The organism is Pseudomonas sp. AC463 (assembly GCF_979253585.1).
Genome location: NZ_CEEDDZ010000004.1, coordinates 1 through 14,020, shown reverse-complemented (window position 1 = coordinate 14,020; position 14,020 = coordinate 1). Strand labels below are relative to the sequence as shown.

At 66.5% G+C, this 14,020-nt stretch carries 7 protein-coding genes; 2 read left to right on the top strand and 5 right to left on the bottom strand.

Translation table 11 applies throughout. The features are described 5' to 3' along the window. Positions 1–3 precede the first annotated feature (3 nt). On the top strand, positions 4–6,255 hold the full coding sequence (locus AC0IYH_RS05725; protein WP_471833247.1) for an amino acid adenylation domain-containing protein: 6,252 nt from the start codon (positions 4–6) through the stop codon (positions 6,253–6,255). 137 nt (positions 6,256–6,392) lie between these two features. Here AC0IYH_RS05725 and AC0IYH_RS05720 read toward each other — a convergent pair whose 3' ends face one another. The 5 genes from AC0IYH_RS05720 to AC0IYH_RS05700 form a co-directional block, all read right to left on the bottom strand. After that, positions 6,393–7,502 carry an LLM class flavin-dependent oxidoreductase gene (locus AC0IYH_RS05720; protein WP_116626546.1) on the bottom strand — a complete coding sequence of 370 codons (1,110 nt, stop codon included), beginning with the start codon at positions 7,500–7,502 and terminating at the stop codon, positions 6,393–6,395. Beyond that, positions 7,492–8,457 (bottom strand): LLM class flavin-dependent oxidoreductase, encoded by a 966-nt coding sequence (locus AC0IYH_RS05715; RefSeq protein WP_471833245.1) that lies wholly within the window; start codon positions 8,455–8,457, stop codon positions 7,492–7,494. The genes AC0IYH_RS05720 and AC0IYH_RS05715 overlap by 11 nt, the downstream gene beginning before the upstream one ends. 71 nt (positions 8,458–8,528) lie before the next feature. After that, on the bottom strand, positions 8,529–8,915 hold the full coding sequence (locus tag AC0IYH_RS05710; RefSeq protein ID WP_471833243.1) for a hypothetical protein: 387 nt from the start codon (positions 8,913–8,915) through the stop codon (positions 8,529–8,531). Then, positions 8,912–10,249: an LLM class flavin-dependent oxidoreductase gene (locus AC0IYH_RS05705; RefSeq protein WP_471833242.1), complete on the bottom strand. Its 1,338-nt coding sequence runs from the start codon at positions 10,247–10,249 to the stop codon at positions 8,912–8,914. Before AC0IYH_RS05705 ends, AC0IYH_RS05710 begins: the two co-directional genes overlap by 4 nt. Positions 10,250–10,319: 70 nt before the next feature. After that, entirely contained in the window at positions 10,320–12,758 is a 2,439-nt protein-coding gene (locus AC0IYH_RS05700; RefSeq protein WP_471833241.1) for a TonB-dependent receptor plug domain-containing protein, read from the bottom strand. 307 nt (positions 12,759–13,065) lie between these two features. Here AC0IYH_RS05700 and AC0IYH_RS05695 point away from each other — a divergent pair. Continuing rightward, positions 13,066–14,020: P1 family peptidase (locus AC0IYH_RS05695; protein WP_471833239.1), on the top strand; the 955-nt coding region annotated here is incomplete at its 3' end.

Here is a 14,020-nt window from a genome sequence, read left to right as displayed (position 1 = left end):
CTTATGAAGCATTCCCCAAGCTTCCCCCTTACCGCCGCCCAGCAGGATGTGTGGCTCGACCAACTGCGCGCGGGCGATTCACCGCTGTACAACATCGGCGGCTACGTGGACTTCGCCGGCGCCGTGATGCCCGAGCTGATCCAGCACGCCGTCGAGCAACTGGTGGCCCGCCACGATGCGTTGCGCACGCAACTGCACAGCGATGCCGACGGCTTGCCCCGCCAGACCTTTGCCCCGGCCATGACGGTGGAGGTGCCGGTGCATGACTTCTCGGCGCTGCCCGACCCACAGGCCGCAACCCAGGCCTTGATGCAGGCACACATGGCCCGGCCGTATGCGCTGGAAGGCGCGCCGCTGTTCCGGTTTTTCCTGGTCAAGCTCGACGCCAATCACTACCGCCTCGGCACCCAGGCCCACCACCTGATCCTCGACGGCTGGGGGTTTGGCCAGATGCTGCAAGCCCTGGCGCAGCTGTACAGCGCCCTGGAGCAAGGCCGGCAAGTGGACGCGGCGGCAGCGTCCTATATCGACTTTATCCACGCCGACCAGCACTACCAGCAATCCGCGCGCTACCCTCGCGACCGGGCTTATTGGCTCGGTAAATACCAGGCGCTGCCCGAGCCGTTGCTGGTACCCCGGCACACCGCGCAGGCGCCGAGCAACACCTTGGTCGAACCCTTTACGGTCGCGCTGCTCGAACGCATGGAACAGGTGGCCAACCGTTACCAGGCGTCGGCGTTTCATGTGTGGCTGGCGGCGCTGTATGTGTATTTCACCCGTGCTCACCAGCGCGATGAGTGGGTGGTTGGCCTGCCGATTCTCAACCGTTCCAACGCCGTTTTTCGTGGCACCGTCGGCTTGTTTGCCCAGGTCAGTGCGGTGCGTTTTCAGTTCAGCGAGCAGTTGCCTTTCGGCGCATTGGTGCGCGGCGTGCGTGATCAGCTCAAGCAGGACTTTCGCCACCAGCGTTTCCCGTTGAGCGAGATGAACCGCGAGCTGGGCCTGCGCCGCAGTGATCGTGGCCAGCTGTTTGACCTGTCGGTGTCGTTCGAGCAGGACGACCATGACCTGCGCTTCGGCGCCGTGCAGGCGCAGGCGGTCAAGGTGTCCAACCACCATGAGCCGTTGCCCCTGGCCATCCACCTGCGCAGCAACCGCTACCAGGCGACCGCGTGCCTGCATTGCGTCTACAACCAGGCGTACTTCCAGCACGACGAAGTGCAGGCGCTGGCGCGGCGTTTCACGTGGTTGTTGGAACAGGGCCTGGCTGACACCGACCTTAAGATCGGCGAGTTTTCCCTGGTTCCCCCCGCCGAGCAGGCCCGGTTGCAGCATTGGAATGCTACCGCCCAGCTCAGCCCCGCGCCGCACACCCTGCACGCGCGCATCGAAGCCCAGGCCGCCCGCACGCCGGGCGCCGTGGCCGCCGTGCAGCAGGGCCGGCAATTGACCTATGCGCAGCTCAACCAACAGGCCAACGCCCTGGCCCATCACCTGCTCGAACGCGGCGTACAGCCGGATGATCGCGTGGCGGTGCTGGCGCGGCGCGGGCTGGACACGCTGGTGGGGCTGTTGGCGGTGCTCAAGTCCGGTGCCTGTTATGTGCCCGTCGACCCGGCCCACCCCGCCGAGCGCCTGGCTTACCTGCTGGAGGACAGCGCGCCGGTGGCGGTGCTGACCCAACAGGCGCTGCTGGCGCGCCTGCCCGCGCTGGGCGTGCCGGTGATCGCGCTGGACCGCCCGACCTTCCACCTCGGCAGCAACCCCCGCGCAGCCGCCAAACCCTCGAACCTCGCCTACGTGATCTACACCTCCGGCTCCACCGGCCTGCCCAAGGGGGTGATGGTCGAGCATCACACGGTGGCCAATCTTGTGGACTGGCACTGCCGGGCCTTCGACCTGCACGCCGGCAGCCACACCGCCAGCGTCGCCGGGTTCGGCTTTGATGCAATGGCCTGGGAAATCTGGCCGGCGCTGTGCGTGGGCGCGACCCTGCACCTGCCGCCGGCCCACGACGGCGCGGAAGATATCGACGCGCTGCTCGACTGGTGGCGCGCGCAGCCGTTGGACGTGTGCTTTTTGCCGACGCCGGTGGCCGAATACGCCTTCAGCCAGCGCCTGGAACACCCGACCCTGCGCACCTTGCTGATCGGCGGCGACCGCTTGCGTGGGTTCACGCGGGCGCAGACATTTGACGTGATCAACAACTACGGCCCCACCGAAGCCACGGTCGTCGCCACCTCCGGCCGCGTCGAGGTGGGCGAGCCGCTGCACATCGGCGCGCCCATCGCCAATGCCACGGTGTACCTGCTGGATGCCCAGCAGCGCCCGGTGCCGATTGGCATGCCGGGGGAGCTGTATATCGGCGGCAAAGGCGTGGCGCGTGGTTACCTGAACCGCCCGGAACTTAGCGCCGAACGGTTCCTCGATGACCCGCTCAACCCCGGTCGAATGTACCGCAGCGGCGACCTCGCACGCTGGCTGCCGGATGGCCAGCTGGAATACCTGGGCCGTAATGACGAGCAGGTGAAAATCCGTGGCATGCGCATCGAACTGGGGGAAATCGAAGTGGCACTGGCCACCCACCCGGCGGTCAAGGAAGCCGTGGTTCAGTACCGCGACGGGCAATTGCAGGCCTGTTATATCCCGCGCCATGCGGTGGCTGTCGAAGCCCTGCGCAGCCATCTGCAAGGCGCATTGGCGGACTACATGCTGCCCGTGGCGTATGTGCAGCTCGATGCGCTGCCCTTGACCGCCAACGGCAAACTCGACCGCAAGGCGTTGCCAGCGCCCACCCAGGAGGCCTTTGTAACGCGCCGGTTCGAGGCGCCGCGCGACGGCGTGGAAACGCTGCTGGCGCAGATCTGGAGTGAGCTGCTGCAAGTGCAGCAGGTTGGCCGACATGACCACTTTTTTGAGCTGGGCGGGCATTCGTTACTGGCCGTGCAACTGGTGCAACGCATGCGCCAGGCGGGCCTGCGCGCCGATGTGCAGGTGCTGTTCGGCCAACCGACCCTGGCCGCGCTGGCGGCGGTGAGTGAGGGCGCCGAGGTGGCGATACCGGCCAATCGGGTCCCGGCGGATTGCACTTACATCACCGCGGATTTATTGGCACTGGCCGACCTCGACCAACCGAGCCTGGACCGCATCGTCGCCGGCATTCCCGGTGGAGCCGCCAATGTGCAGGAGATCTACCCGCTGGCGCCGTTGCAGGAAGGCTTGCTCTACCACCACCTCACCGACGCGCGTGATCCGTACCAGCAACACGCGCTGTTCAGCTTCTCGCGCCGCGAACAGCTGGACGCTTTCGCCGAGGCCCTGCAACAGGTGATCGACCGTCACGACATCCTGCGCACCAGCCTGGCGTGGGACGCCCTGGACCAACCGATGCAAGTGGTGTGGCGCCGCGCGCGCTTGCGCGTCGAACCCATGGGTCAGGACTGCGCCGCGCTGGACCTGCGCCAGGCGCCGCTGATGGCCCTGGATTACGCCGAAGAGCCCGAGCGCTGGGTGGCGCGCCTGCGTTTCCATCACCTGGTCAACGACGCCACTTCGACCACTGCGTTGGTGGACGAAATCCGCGCCCATCTGCTCGGTGAGGACGCGCAACTGCCGGCGCCGGTGCCGTACCGCAACGTAGTCGCGCAAGCCCGCTTGCCGGCGCAGTTGGCCGCTCACGAGGCGTTCTTTCGCGAGCGCCTGGCCGATGTCGAGGAGCCGACCCTGGCCTTTGGCTTACAGGAGCGCCAGGCCGATCGCGCGAGCATTGAGGCCTTCGAACAGCCTGTCGCGGCTGCCCTCAACCAACGCCTGCGCACTCAGGCGCGTGGCCTGGGCGTCAGCGCCGCCAGCCTGTTCCACCTGGCCTGGGCCCAAGTGCTCAGTCGCGTGGCCGGCCGCGATGACGTGGTGTTCGGCACCGTGCTGCTCGGCCGCCTGCAAGCGGGCGAGGGCGCCGACCGGGCCCTGGGCATGTTCATCAACACCCTGCCATTGCGCCTGCGCCTGGCCGGGCAAAGCGTGGTGGAGGCGCTGCACGACACCCATCGCCAGCTCAGTGCCTTGCTCGCCCATGAGCAAGCCTCGCTCGCCCTGGCCCAGCGCTGCAGCAGCGCGGCGCCGCTGTTCAACAGCCTGCTCAATTACCGTCACACCTCGGCCGACCCCAAGCCGAAGCTGGTCCCCGGCATCGCCTTGCTCAGCAGTGAAGACATCCTCAGCTACCCGCTGATGCTCACCGTGGACGACACCGGCAGCGGCTTTCAGCTCAAGGCCAAGGCCCCGCGAGAGGTGGGCGCCGCACGCTTGCTCGGCTACCTCGATACGGTGCTCGATGGCCTGGTGAACGCGTTGGAAAACACGCCGACAATGCCATTGCGCGACGTGCAGGTACTGCCGGCCAGCGAGCTGCACAGCCTGCTGGTCGACTTCAACGCCACCGCCACCGACTACCCCGATGCCCTGACCCTGCACGCGTTGTTCGAAGCCCATGCGCGGCTCAGTCCCCACGCTATCGCGGTGCAGGCCGGCGAGCAGCAGCTGACCTACCGCCAGCTCAACGAACGGGCCAACCAGCTCGCCTACCACCTGCGCGAGCGCGGCGTGCAGCCGGATGCGCGGGTGGCGCTGTGCGTGGAGCGCGGGCTGGAGCTGGTGGTGGGCTTGCTGGCGATTCTCAAGGCCGGCGGCGCCTACGTGCCGCTGGACCCGGACTACCCGCGCGAGCGCCTGGCCTACATGCTGCACGACAGCCAGCCGGTGGCGCTGCTGGTGCACGCCGCCACCCGCGATTTGCCGGGGAACGTGTCGATCCCGGTGATCGACTTCGACCACTGTGCCTGGAGCCAGGCCCCGGAGGGCAACCCCTTGGTGCCGGGCCTGAGCGTGTCCAACCTGGCCTACGTGATGTACACCTCGGGCTCCACCGGCACGCCCAAGGGCGTGATGATCGAGCATCGCGGCCTGGGCAACCTGATGCACTGGGGCTCCCAACTGTGCCCGAATGCCGAAGGCGGCGCGTTGCTGCAGCGCGCGCCGTTCAGTTTCGACGGCTCGGTGTGGGAGCTGTTCTGGCCGCTCACCAATGGCATGCGCCTGGTGCTCGCACGGCCCGACGGGCATCGTGAACCGGCGTACCTGGCGCAGGTGATTCGCGAGCAGCAGATCACCGTGATCAAGTTCGTGCCGGCGATGTTGCAGCAGTTCCTGGAGCTGGAAGAGTCTGCGCTGTGCACCAGCCTCACCGACCTGCTGTGTGGCGGCGGCGAACTCACCGAAGCCCTGGCCCGTGGCGTACAAGCGCGCCTGCCGAAGGTGCGTTTGCATAACGTCTACGGGCCTACCGAAGCCACGGTGGACAGCAGCGCCTGGACCCTGGAACCCGGTGCGCCGGTGCCCGCGCGGCAATTGCCGATCGGCCGCGCGATCAGCAACACGCGGCTGTATGTGCTGGATGAACACGACGCACCGGTGCCGCTGGGTGTCAGCGGCCAGTTGCATATCGGCGGGGTTGGCGTGGCGCGTGGTTACCTGGGCCTGGAGCAATTGAGCGCCGAGCGGTTTATCGACAGCCCGTTTGTGGCCGGTGATCGTCTGTATCGCACCGGCGACCTGGTGCGTTACTTGCCGGATGGCAACCTCGAGTTTCTTGGGCGCAATGATTTTCAGGTCAAGCTGCGCGGAGTGCGCCTGGAGCTCGGGGAAATCGAGTCGCGGCTGTTGGCACACCCGGCGTTGCGTGAGGTGGCGGTGGTGATACGCGATGAGCGTCTGGTCGCGTATTTCACTGTGCGGTCCGAGGCGCCGAGCCTGGAAGCGTTGCGGGCGCATGTGCTGGCGCAGTTGCCCGAGTACATGGTGCCGGCGGCGTTTGTGCGGTTGGAGATGTTGCCGCTGAACCCGGCGGGCAAGCTGGATCGCAAGGCGTTGCCGGAGCCTGGGGTGGACGCGCTGGTGAGCCGTGCGTATGAGGCGCCGGTGGGTGAGGTGGAGTGTGTGATGGCCGAGGTTTGGGCGCAGGTGTTGAAGGTGGACCGGGTGGGGCGTCATGACCACTTTTTTGAGTTGGGGGGGCATTCGTTGTTGGCGGTGAATTTGGTGGCGCGGTTGCGCAAGGTGGGGTTGGAGGTGGATGCGCGGAGGGTGTTCAGTCAGCCGACGTTGGTGCAGCTGGCGGCCGGTTGCAGGGCCCAGGTTGAGCGGGTTGATGTGCCGTTGGCCGCGATTCCCCAACTTAATCGCCGCCGCAGGATCTAGGGTTGGTAATGCAGTCAATGTGGGAGGGGGCTTGCCCCCGATAGCGGTGGGTCAGTTACAGATGCATTCACTGACACACCCTCATCGGGAGCAAGCCCCCTCCCACAGGTTCAGGCAAGCGCAAGACGCTGGGGGGTTCAATTGATCGCCCGCAGCAACGGCAACACTTGCGCGCCGATGTGAATCGCTTCTTCCAGATGTGGAAAACCCGACAGGATAAAACTGTCCACGCCCAGTTGGTGGTACTCCTCGATCCGTTCCGCCACGCGGGCATAGCTGCCGACCAATGCGGTGCCTGCGCCGCCGCGTACCAGGCCTACACCGGCCCAGAGGTTGGCGGACACTTCCAGTTCCCGCGCGCCGCGGCCGCGGCCTTGCATCAGTTGGGTCTGGCGACTCTGGCCGACGGATTCGTAGGTGGCCATCTGGCGTTGTGCCTGGTCGATGGCGTCCTTGGGGATTTCTTCCAGCAGGCGTTCCACGTGGGCCCAGGCCGCGTCGTCGGTGGTGGCGGCGAAGACGTGCAAGCGCAGGCCGAAGCGCAGGGTGCGGCCCTGGGCGGCGGCGAGGTCGCGCATGCGTTGGATGCGTTCGGCGATCATCGCGGGCGGCTCGCACCACATCAGGTAGGTTTGCCCATGGGCTGCGCCGACGCGTTCGGCGGCTTCGGAGGCGCCGCCGAAGTAGATCGAAGGCACCTGCGCGCCGGGCGCAATCGGCGTGTGGAGGCCGCTGCGGTAGTAACGCCCCGGGTGCGTCGGTGGTTGCCCGGCCCAGACGGCCTGGAACACTTGCAGGAATTCGGCGGTGCGCGCGTAGCGTTCGTCGTGTTCGAGGAAGTCGCCCAGGGAGCGCTGTTCGAAACGGCTGGAACCGGTCACCACATGCAGCGCCAGGCGGTTTTCGCTCAGCAGTTGCAAGGTGGCGGCACGGTGGGCGGTGTAGGCGGGCAGCTCGGTGCCAGGGCGCAGGGTGAGCAGGAATTTCAGGCGGCGCACTTCCTGGGCGAGTACGGCGGTGATCAGCCAGGGGTCTTCAAAGCCGCTGGCGGTGGGCACCATGATGCCGTCGAAACCGGCCTGTTCGGTGGCGCGCACGATCTGGCGCAGGTAGTCCAGGGTCGGCGCGCGCTCGCCTTGCTGGAACAGCCCGACCTTGGGCAGCCCGCTGCTGGTGAGGTGGCGGCCGTCGCCGTTGGTGGGCAAAAACCAGTCGAGCTGGATCGGTGGGCGTGCATCAGCTTTCATGGTGCAAGCGCTCCTTGCGCAAGAGGGGGAGGACCTGTTCGCCAAAACGCAGCACCTCGCGCACCGCCGGGCCGCCCTCCAGAATCACCTGGTTCAGGCCCAGCCCGTGCAGTTCTTGCAGGCGCGTGGCGATCTGTGGCGCGCTGCCCACCAGGATCAGCGGCTGTCCGGGCGCCAGTTGCAACAGGTTCGGGTGCACTTCCCATTGGCGCAGCGGGTGGCGGGCGCGGGGCAGGGTGGCGAGGGGCTCGCTGGGCAGTGGTGGTATCGGCAACAGTGTCGCGGCGTGTTCCCAGGCGCGGTCTTCGCTGTCGCCGAGGATCAGGCCGAAGGTGCAGGCGAAGGCGAGCGACGGTTGAATCGCGCGCCAGCGGTGTATCTCCTTGGCCAGTGTCTGTGGATGGCCCGGCGTCAGCAGGCAGGTGTGGGCATGGGCGGCCAGCAGCGTGTGGCTCTGGCTGTCGTCCAGCACCAGGCTGGGGGCGGGCAGTTCGCGGCGGGCGACGCCGGCGTTTTCCAGTTGGAAATACCGGCCCTGGTAGTCGAGGCCGCTGTCATTGGGCGCCAGCAATTGCTGAAGAATTTCCAGATATTCGCCAATGCGTTCGCTGCGCTGGTCACGGTTGAGCCATTCACCAAACGCGCTGCGTTCGCTGTTGGGCAGGTGCAGCTGCAGCCGATGGTTGCTGATGGACTGCAGGCTTTGCAGGGTGGTGGCCAGCGCCGCCGGCAGCATGACTTCGGGCGGCACGCTGACCGACAACTGCACCCGCCGCGTATGCGCACACAATGCCGCCGCCACGCCCAGGCTATCGGCGCACAAGGCTCCGCCGGGGATCCACAGGCCATCGAGGCCGGCGTATTCCACGGCCTGGGCCAACTGAATCCACTGGCCCGGGCGCGCTGCCCAGTCGGGAGTACAGAGGGGCAGCAGCCAGCTGAATTCAAGGGGCATGGGTAAGCTCCTGGGGTTTTGCCGTGATGATACGCCTTGCCGGGGCGCGAGCGTTTTGCGCTGTTGGTTATTCAGGGGTGCACCTCATGGGCCAGTTGCTGTTGCAGCGCGTGCCCGGCGTTGATGGATTCCGGCAGGCCACTGAACGGGCTGATGGTCAGGTAACCCTGGTTCAGCCACACCGCCTCGTCGTGCTGTTGCGCAGCGTTGGCGGCGGGGCTGTATTGGAAGCCGATACCCGGCTTGCCCGGCAGGTTGAACTGCTTGAGGTCGTCGGTGTATAGCGCCTCGAAGCCCACGTAGTTGCCGATGCGGGTGAGTTTCACGCCCTTGATCTGCGCGTCCTTGGGCAGGTTGATATTCAGGCCCAGGCCCGGCGGCAACAGCGCGCCGTCGGGTTGGCGATGCTGGTCGAGGGCCTTCACCAGCAGGGCGAGCATCCAGGCGCTGCGCTTCATGCGTTGGCCCCGGCGGTAAAGCGGTTGGCCGGGCGCGGCAGGCCGAGGTTTTCGCGCAAGGTGGCGCCTTCGTATTCAAGGCGGAACAGCCCGCGTGCCTGCAGCAGCGGAATCACCTGTTCGACAAACAGGTCGATGGCCCCCGGGAAATACGGGAAGAACACATTGAAACCATCGCAGGCGCGGGCCTGGAACCACGCCTCGAAGTAATCGGCCACGTCCGCGGCGGTGCCGATCACCGGGTTGCCGCCGGCCAGGCGCAGGTACAGCTGGCGGATGCTCAGGTTTTCGCCGCGCGCCAGTTCCAGCACCTTGTCGCGCCGGCTGCCGCGCTGGCCTGCCGGGGTGTCCGGCAATGGGCCGTCGAGGTCATGGCCGGACAGGTCGATGTCATCGCCCAAGGTATCGGCCAACAGGCGCAGGCCCAGCACCGGGTCGATCAAGGCCTGGAATTCCTCGAACAGCGCCTGGGCCTGTTCACGGCTGTCGGCGATAAAGGGCGTGACGCCGGGCAGGATTTTGATGTGGTCCGGGTCGCGGCCGAGGGCGGCGGCGCGTTGCTTGATGTCCTGGTAGAACGCCTGGGCGCCGTCAAGGCTGTGGGAGTGGGCGAAGATCAGTTCGGCCACGCGCGCGGCAAGCTGCTTGCCCGGCTCCGAGGCACCGGCCTGCACCAGCACCGGATGGCCCTGGGGCGGGCGCGCCACGTTGAGCGGGCCGCGCACGGCAAAGTGTTGGCCACGGTGGTTGAGGGTGTGCAGTTTGGCCGGGTCGAAGTACTCGCCGCTGGCTTTGTCACGGGTGAAGGCGTCGTCGTCCCAGCTGTCCCACAGGGCCTTGACCACATCGTGGAATTCCTCGGCGCGCTGGTAGCGGTCGCCGTGGTCGACGTGGTGTTCGCGGCCGAAATTCCAGGCTTCATCCGAGACCACCGAAGTCACCAGGTTCCAGGCCGCGCGGCCCTTGGACAGGTGGTCGAGGGACGCGAACTTGCGCGCGATATGGTACGGCTCGTTGTAGGTGGTGGTCGCGGTGGCGATCAGGCCGATGTTGTGTGTGACGGCGGCCAGGGCCGACATCAGGGTGAGCGGTTCGAAGTGTTCGGCGCGTGCGGTGCGGCTCAGGGCGTCGTGGTGATGGCCCCACAGCGCGACGACATCGGCGATGAACAGCGCGTCGAACTTGCCGCGCTCGGCGGTCTGGGCGATGTGCTTGAAGTGTTCGAAATCCAGGCTGGCGTCGGCCTGGGCCAGCGGGTGGCGCCAGGCCGCGACGTGGTGGCCGCTGTTGGCGAGGAAGGCGCCGAGTTTGAGTTGGTCGGTGCGGCGGGTCATGAGCAGGCCTCCGTTGGACAAGGCATTGGGGGGCAGGTATCGGGCCGGCGCAGCGGCCCGATCGTCTGGGTCAGAAGTTGTAGGTCACGCCGGTGTACCAGTAGCCGCCGGTGGTGCCGTAGGGCGAGAAGTTGCCGTAGGGGAAGCCTCCCGAACTGCTCGCCAGGTCGGTGCGTTCCGGGTACTTGTTGAACAGGTTGTTGGCGCCGGCATTGAGGGTGATCGCCGGGGTCAGGTGATAGTCGATGTTGAGGTCGGTGATCCACGCCGGCGAAAAGGTGCGGTCGAACGCCTCGGCGGTGCCGTACTGGGTGTATTCGCCGTAGCGGGTCAGGTTGAGGCCGATCTCGAACTTGTCGACGGTCCAGGTGGTGCCCAGCAGCAGTTTGGATTGCGGCAGGCCGTACTTGAGGTTGCCCTGGCGCTGGCGGTCATAGCCACCGGTTGGGCCGAGGGCCTGGCGCGCGACGCTGGAGGCGTGGATATCGTCGATTTCGGTGGTGTTCCAGTTGAAGCCCAGGGTGTAGCGCAGGTTGCCGTAGGCGCCGATGCTCTGGCGGTAGTCGCCCACCAGGTCGATGCCACGGGTGGTGGTGTCGAGTGCGTTGGTGAAGTAGGTGACGGCCTGGTTCGGGTTGAGCCCGGCGGCGGTGAGGATTGCGCTGATCTCAGGGGTGCCGCCGAGGTAGCCGGTCTGGGCGATACGGTCCTTGATTTTGATCTGGTAGGCATCGAGGGTGATGCTGGTGGCATCGGTAGGTTGCAGGGTGAGGCCGAGCCCGAAGTTGGTGGATTTCTCCGGCTTCAAGGTGCTGGCGCCGAGGGCCTTGGCTACGTCGGAATTGACCGCCACGTTGCGGTAGTCGAACAGCTGGCCGTTGACGCTGGTTTGCGAGGTGGAGCTGTAGATCTGCTGGGCCAGGGACGGCGCACGGAAGCCGGTGCTGAAGCTGCCGCGCACGGCGAGGATCGGGGTCAGTTGGTAGCGCGTGGCGAATTTGCCGTTGGTGGTGGTGCCCGAACCGTCGTTGTAATGCTCGTAGCGACCGGCCAGGTCGACGTGCCATTTATCGGTGAAGTCCTGGCCGATCTCGCCATAGCCGGCCAGGCTGGTGCGGCCTTTTTGCGCGGCATCTTCGGGCGTGGTGCCGGCACCGGAGATGGTGCCCGGCGCGATCAAGCCACCGTTGGCACCCGTGGTGAACGGGCCGCTGGCATAGGAGGCGTAGTCGCCCTTGCCGATCTTGTAGTTCTCGTAGCGTTGCTCCAGGCCCCAGGAAATTTGCGTGGGCTTGTGCAGGCCGAGGTCAAAGGCTCGGGTCAGGTCGAGGTTGTTGGTCCACTGGCTGAAGGTCTTCACGCCGGTGTCCACCGAGGTCGGCGAGTCCAGGCCATAGCTCAGGTTGTAGGTGTGGCGCAGGGTGGCTTCGGCGTGGTCCTGGCCGTAGGTGCTGGAGAGGTCGTAGTTCCAGCCGGCCAGCTCGCCCTTGCCGCCGAACGCGACCTGGAAGTCGTTTTCGATAAAGCGCAGGGTGTCTTCGACGCCTTCGGGGAACGGCGTGGCGATGCCGTTGAAACTGCCGGGCTGGTGGAAGGCCAGGGGTTTTTCCGAGTTGCGCCGGGTGTAGGTGGAGAACGAGTACAGGGTGAGGGCGTCATCCACCGGCAGCTCGGCGTTGTAGCCCAGGCTGAAGTTGCGCGCCTCGGGCAGGCCAGTGCCGTAATAGGTGTGCTGCAGGCTGGTGTTGCCCGCGCTGTCGGTGTACGGCGCGTTGTCGGAGCGGTCGGAGATCTTCTGTTTCTTCACGTCCAGGGCGAGGTTGATAAAACCGTCGTTGGGCAGGGCCAGGCCGATATTGCCGGTTTGCCGGGCGGTTTCGCCATCGCCGTTTTCATAGTTCTGGCCGTAGCTGGTGGACAGGCTGCCGCCGTGGTCGGTCTGCTTGAGCACGATGTTGACCACGCCGCCTATGGCGTCCGAGCCGTACTGGGCCGAGGCGCCGTCACGCAGCACTTCCACGTGGTCCACCAGGGCAGTGGGGATCATGTCGAGGTCGACCGGTTGCGAGCCGGAGTTGAGGTAGGTGCCGTTGTTGAGCAGCGCGCTGTTGTGGCGACGCTTGCCGTTGACCAGCACGAGTACCTGGTCGCCATTGAGGCCGCGCAGGCTGATCGGGCGCACCACCGAGGTGGAGCCAAAACCCGATGACGCCGGCTGGTTGAGTGACGGCAGCACCTTGCTCAGGGCGCGGGTGAGGTCGCCCTGGCCGGTGGCGAGCAATTGCTTGGACGAGATCACATCCACCGGCGCCGGGCTTTCGGCCAGGGTGCGCGCCTGGCCACGGTTGCCGATCACCACCACGGTGTCGAGGGGGTTGTCGCTGGCCGGGGCGTCGGCGGCGAGGGTCAGGCTGCTGTAGCTGGCCGCCTCGCACAGGGCGAGGAATAACAGGGTGTGGGCGAAAGCCTTGCCGGGTTGGCGGCGGCCTGCGGCGCGGATTGCATTCATGATGGGAAACACTCCAGTTGGTTAAGGCGTTGGCCTTGATCGAGGTCGGCTTGTTGGGTTCAAGCTCTGGTGGGAGGCAAGAGAGCAAGGCCTGTGCCATCTGGAAAAAATGTTGTAAAACAGCGGCTTGCTCGATGGTTGCGGGGGCGGTTGGTGTTTTTCTAACAGGCGTGAGGGCAGGCTGTTGGTTTTTGTGCAGCGCGGTTTGGCGACCATCGGAGTGCGCGCCGCAAGGCTGGGGTCTCGGTGTTTGGCACACGGCTTGCTCACCCCAGGCCATACCTCAACCCAAGGAAGTTTTTTCTGTATGCCCAGACCCGGCCCGCGCAACGCCCTCACTGATATCCCAGGCCTTACGGTGGGCCACGCCACGGACCTGCACGTCGACACCGGCGTCACGGTGATCCGCCCCGATGGCTTCTGGACCGCCAGCATCGACATCCGTGGCGGCGGCCCCGGCGGCCGTGAAAGCGCGGCGCTGGAGCCGGAAAACATGGTCGGCCAACTGCACGCGCTGGTGTTTGCCGGCGGCTCGGTGTTTGGCCTAGGGGCGGCGGATGCGGTGGCGGCGCAGCTGTCTCAGGACCAGGTGGGCTTGCACTTGAAGCCGGGCGCGCCGGCGATTCCGATCGTGCCGGCGGCGGTGTTGCATGACCTGGGCAACGGTGGCGACAAGGCCTGGGGGTTGGACCCGCCGTATCGGCGTTTGGGCTTTGAGGCGTTGGCCAATGCCGGTGTGGAGTTTGAGCTGGGATCGGTGGGCGCCGGGCGTGGCGCCATGGCCGGGGTGTTGAAGGGCGGGCTGGGCACGGCCTCGCTGGACCTGGGGGATGGGTTGATCGTGGCGGCGCTGGTGGTGGCCAACCCGATTGGCTCGGTGTATATGCCCGATGGCAAGACCTTCTGGGCGTGGCCCTGGGAGGTGGCGGGGGAGTTTGGCGGGCATCGGCCTGGGGCGCCGATGGATTGCAGCGACCCGATGCCGGAGTTGTCGCGGCTGGATTCCATGGGGCGTTTGCAGGCGGGGGCGAATACTACGTTGGTGGTGGTGGCCTGTACCGCGCGCTTAAGTGTGGCGGAGTGCAAGCGGGTGGCGATCATGGCCCAGGACGGCATTGCGCGGGCGGTACGGCCGGCGCACTTGCCGTTTGATGGGGACACGGTGTTTGCCCTGGCGTCGGCGGCGGTGGAATTGAGCGAGGGGCCGCGGCGGCAGGTGGAGATTGGGTGTGTGGGGGCGGCGGCGGCGGATTGTGTGGCGC

Bases quoted from the DNA above. Each gene is read 5' to 3' on its own strand.
- AC0IYH_RS05725 (WP_471833247.1), top strand. From the start codon at position 4: ATGAAGCATTCCCCAAGCTTCCCCCTTACCGCCGCCCAGCAGGATGTG.
- AC0IYH_RS05720 (WP_116626546.1), bottom strand. From the start codon at position 7,502: ATGAAAGCTGATGCACGCCCACCGATCCAGCTCGACTGGTTTTTGCCC.
- AC0IYH_RS05715 (WP_471833245.1), bottom strand. From the start codon at position 8,457: ATGCCCCTTGAATTCAGCTGGCTGCTGCCCCTCTGTACTCCCGACTGG.
- AC0IYH_RS05710 (WP_471833243.1), bottom strand. From the start codon at position 8,915: ATGAAGCGCAGCGCCTGGATGCTCGCCCTGCTGGTGAAGGCCCTCGAC.
- AC0IYH_RS05705 (WP_471833242.1), bottom strand. From the start codon at position 10,249: ATGACCCGCCGCACCGACCAACTCAAACTCGGCGCCTTCCTCGCCAAC.
- AC0IYH_RS05700 (WP_471833241.1), bottom strand. From the start codon at position 12,758: ATGAATGCAATCCGCGCCGCAGGCCGCCGCCAACCCGGCAAGGCTTTC.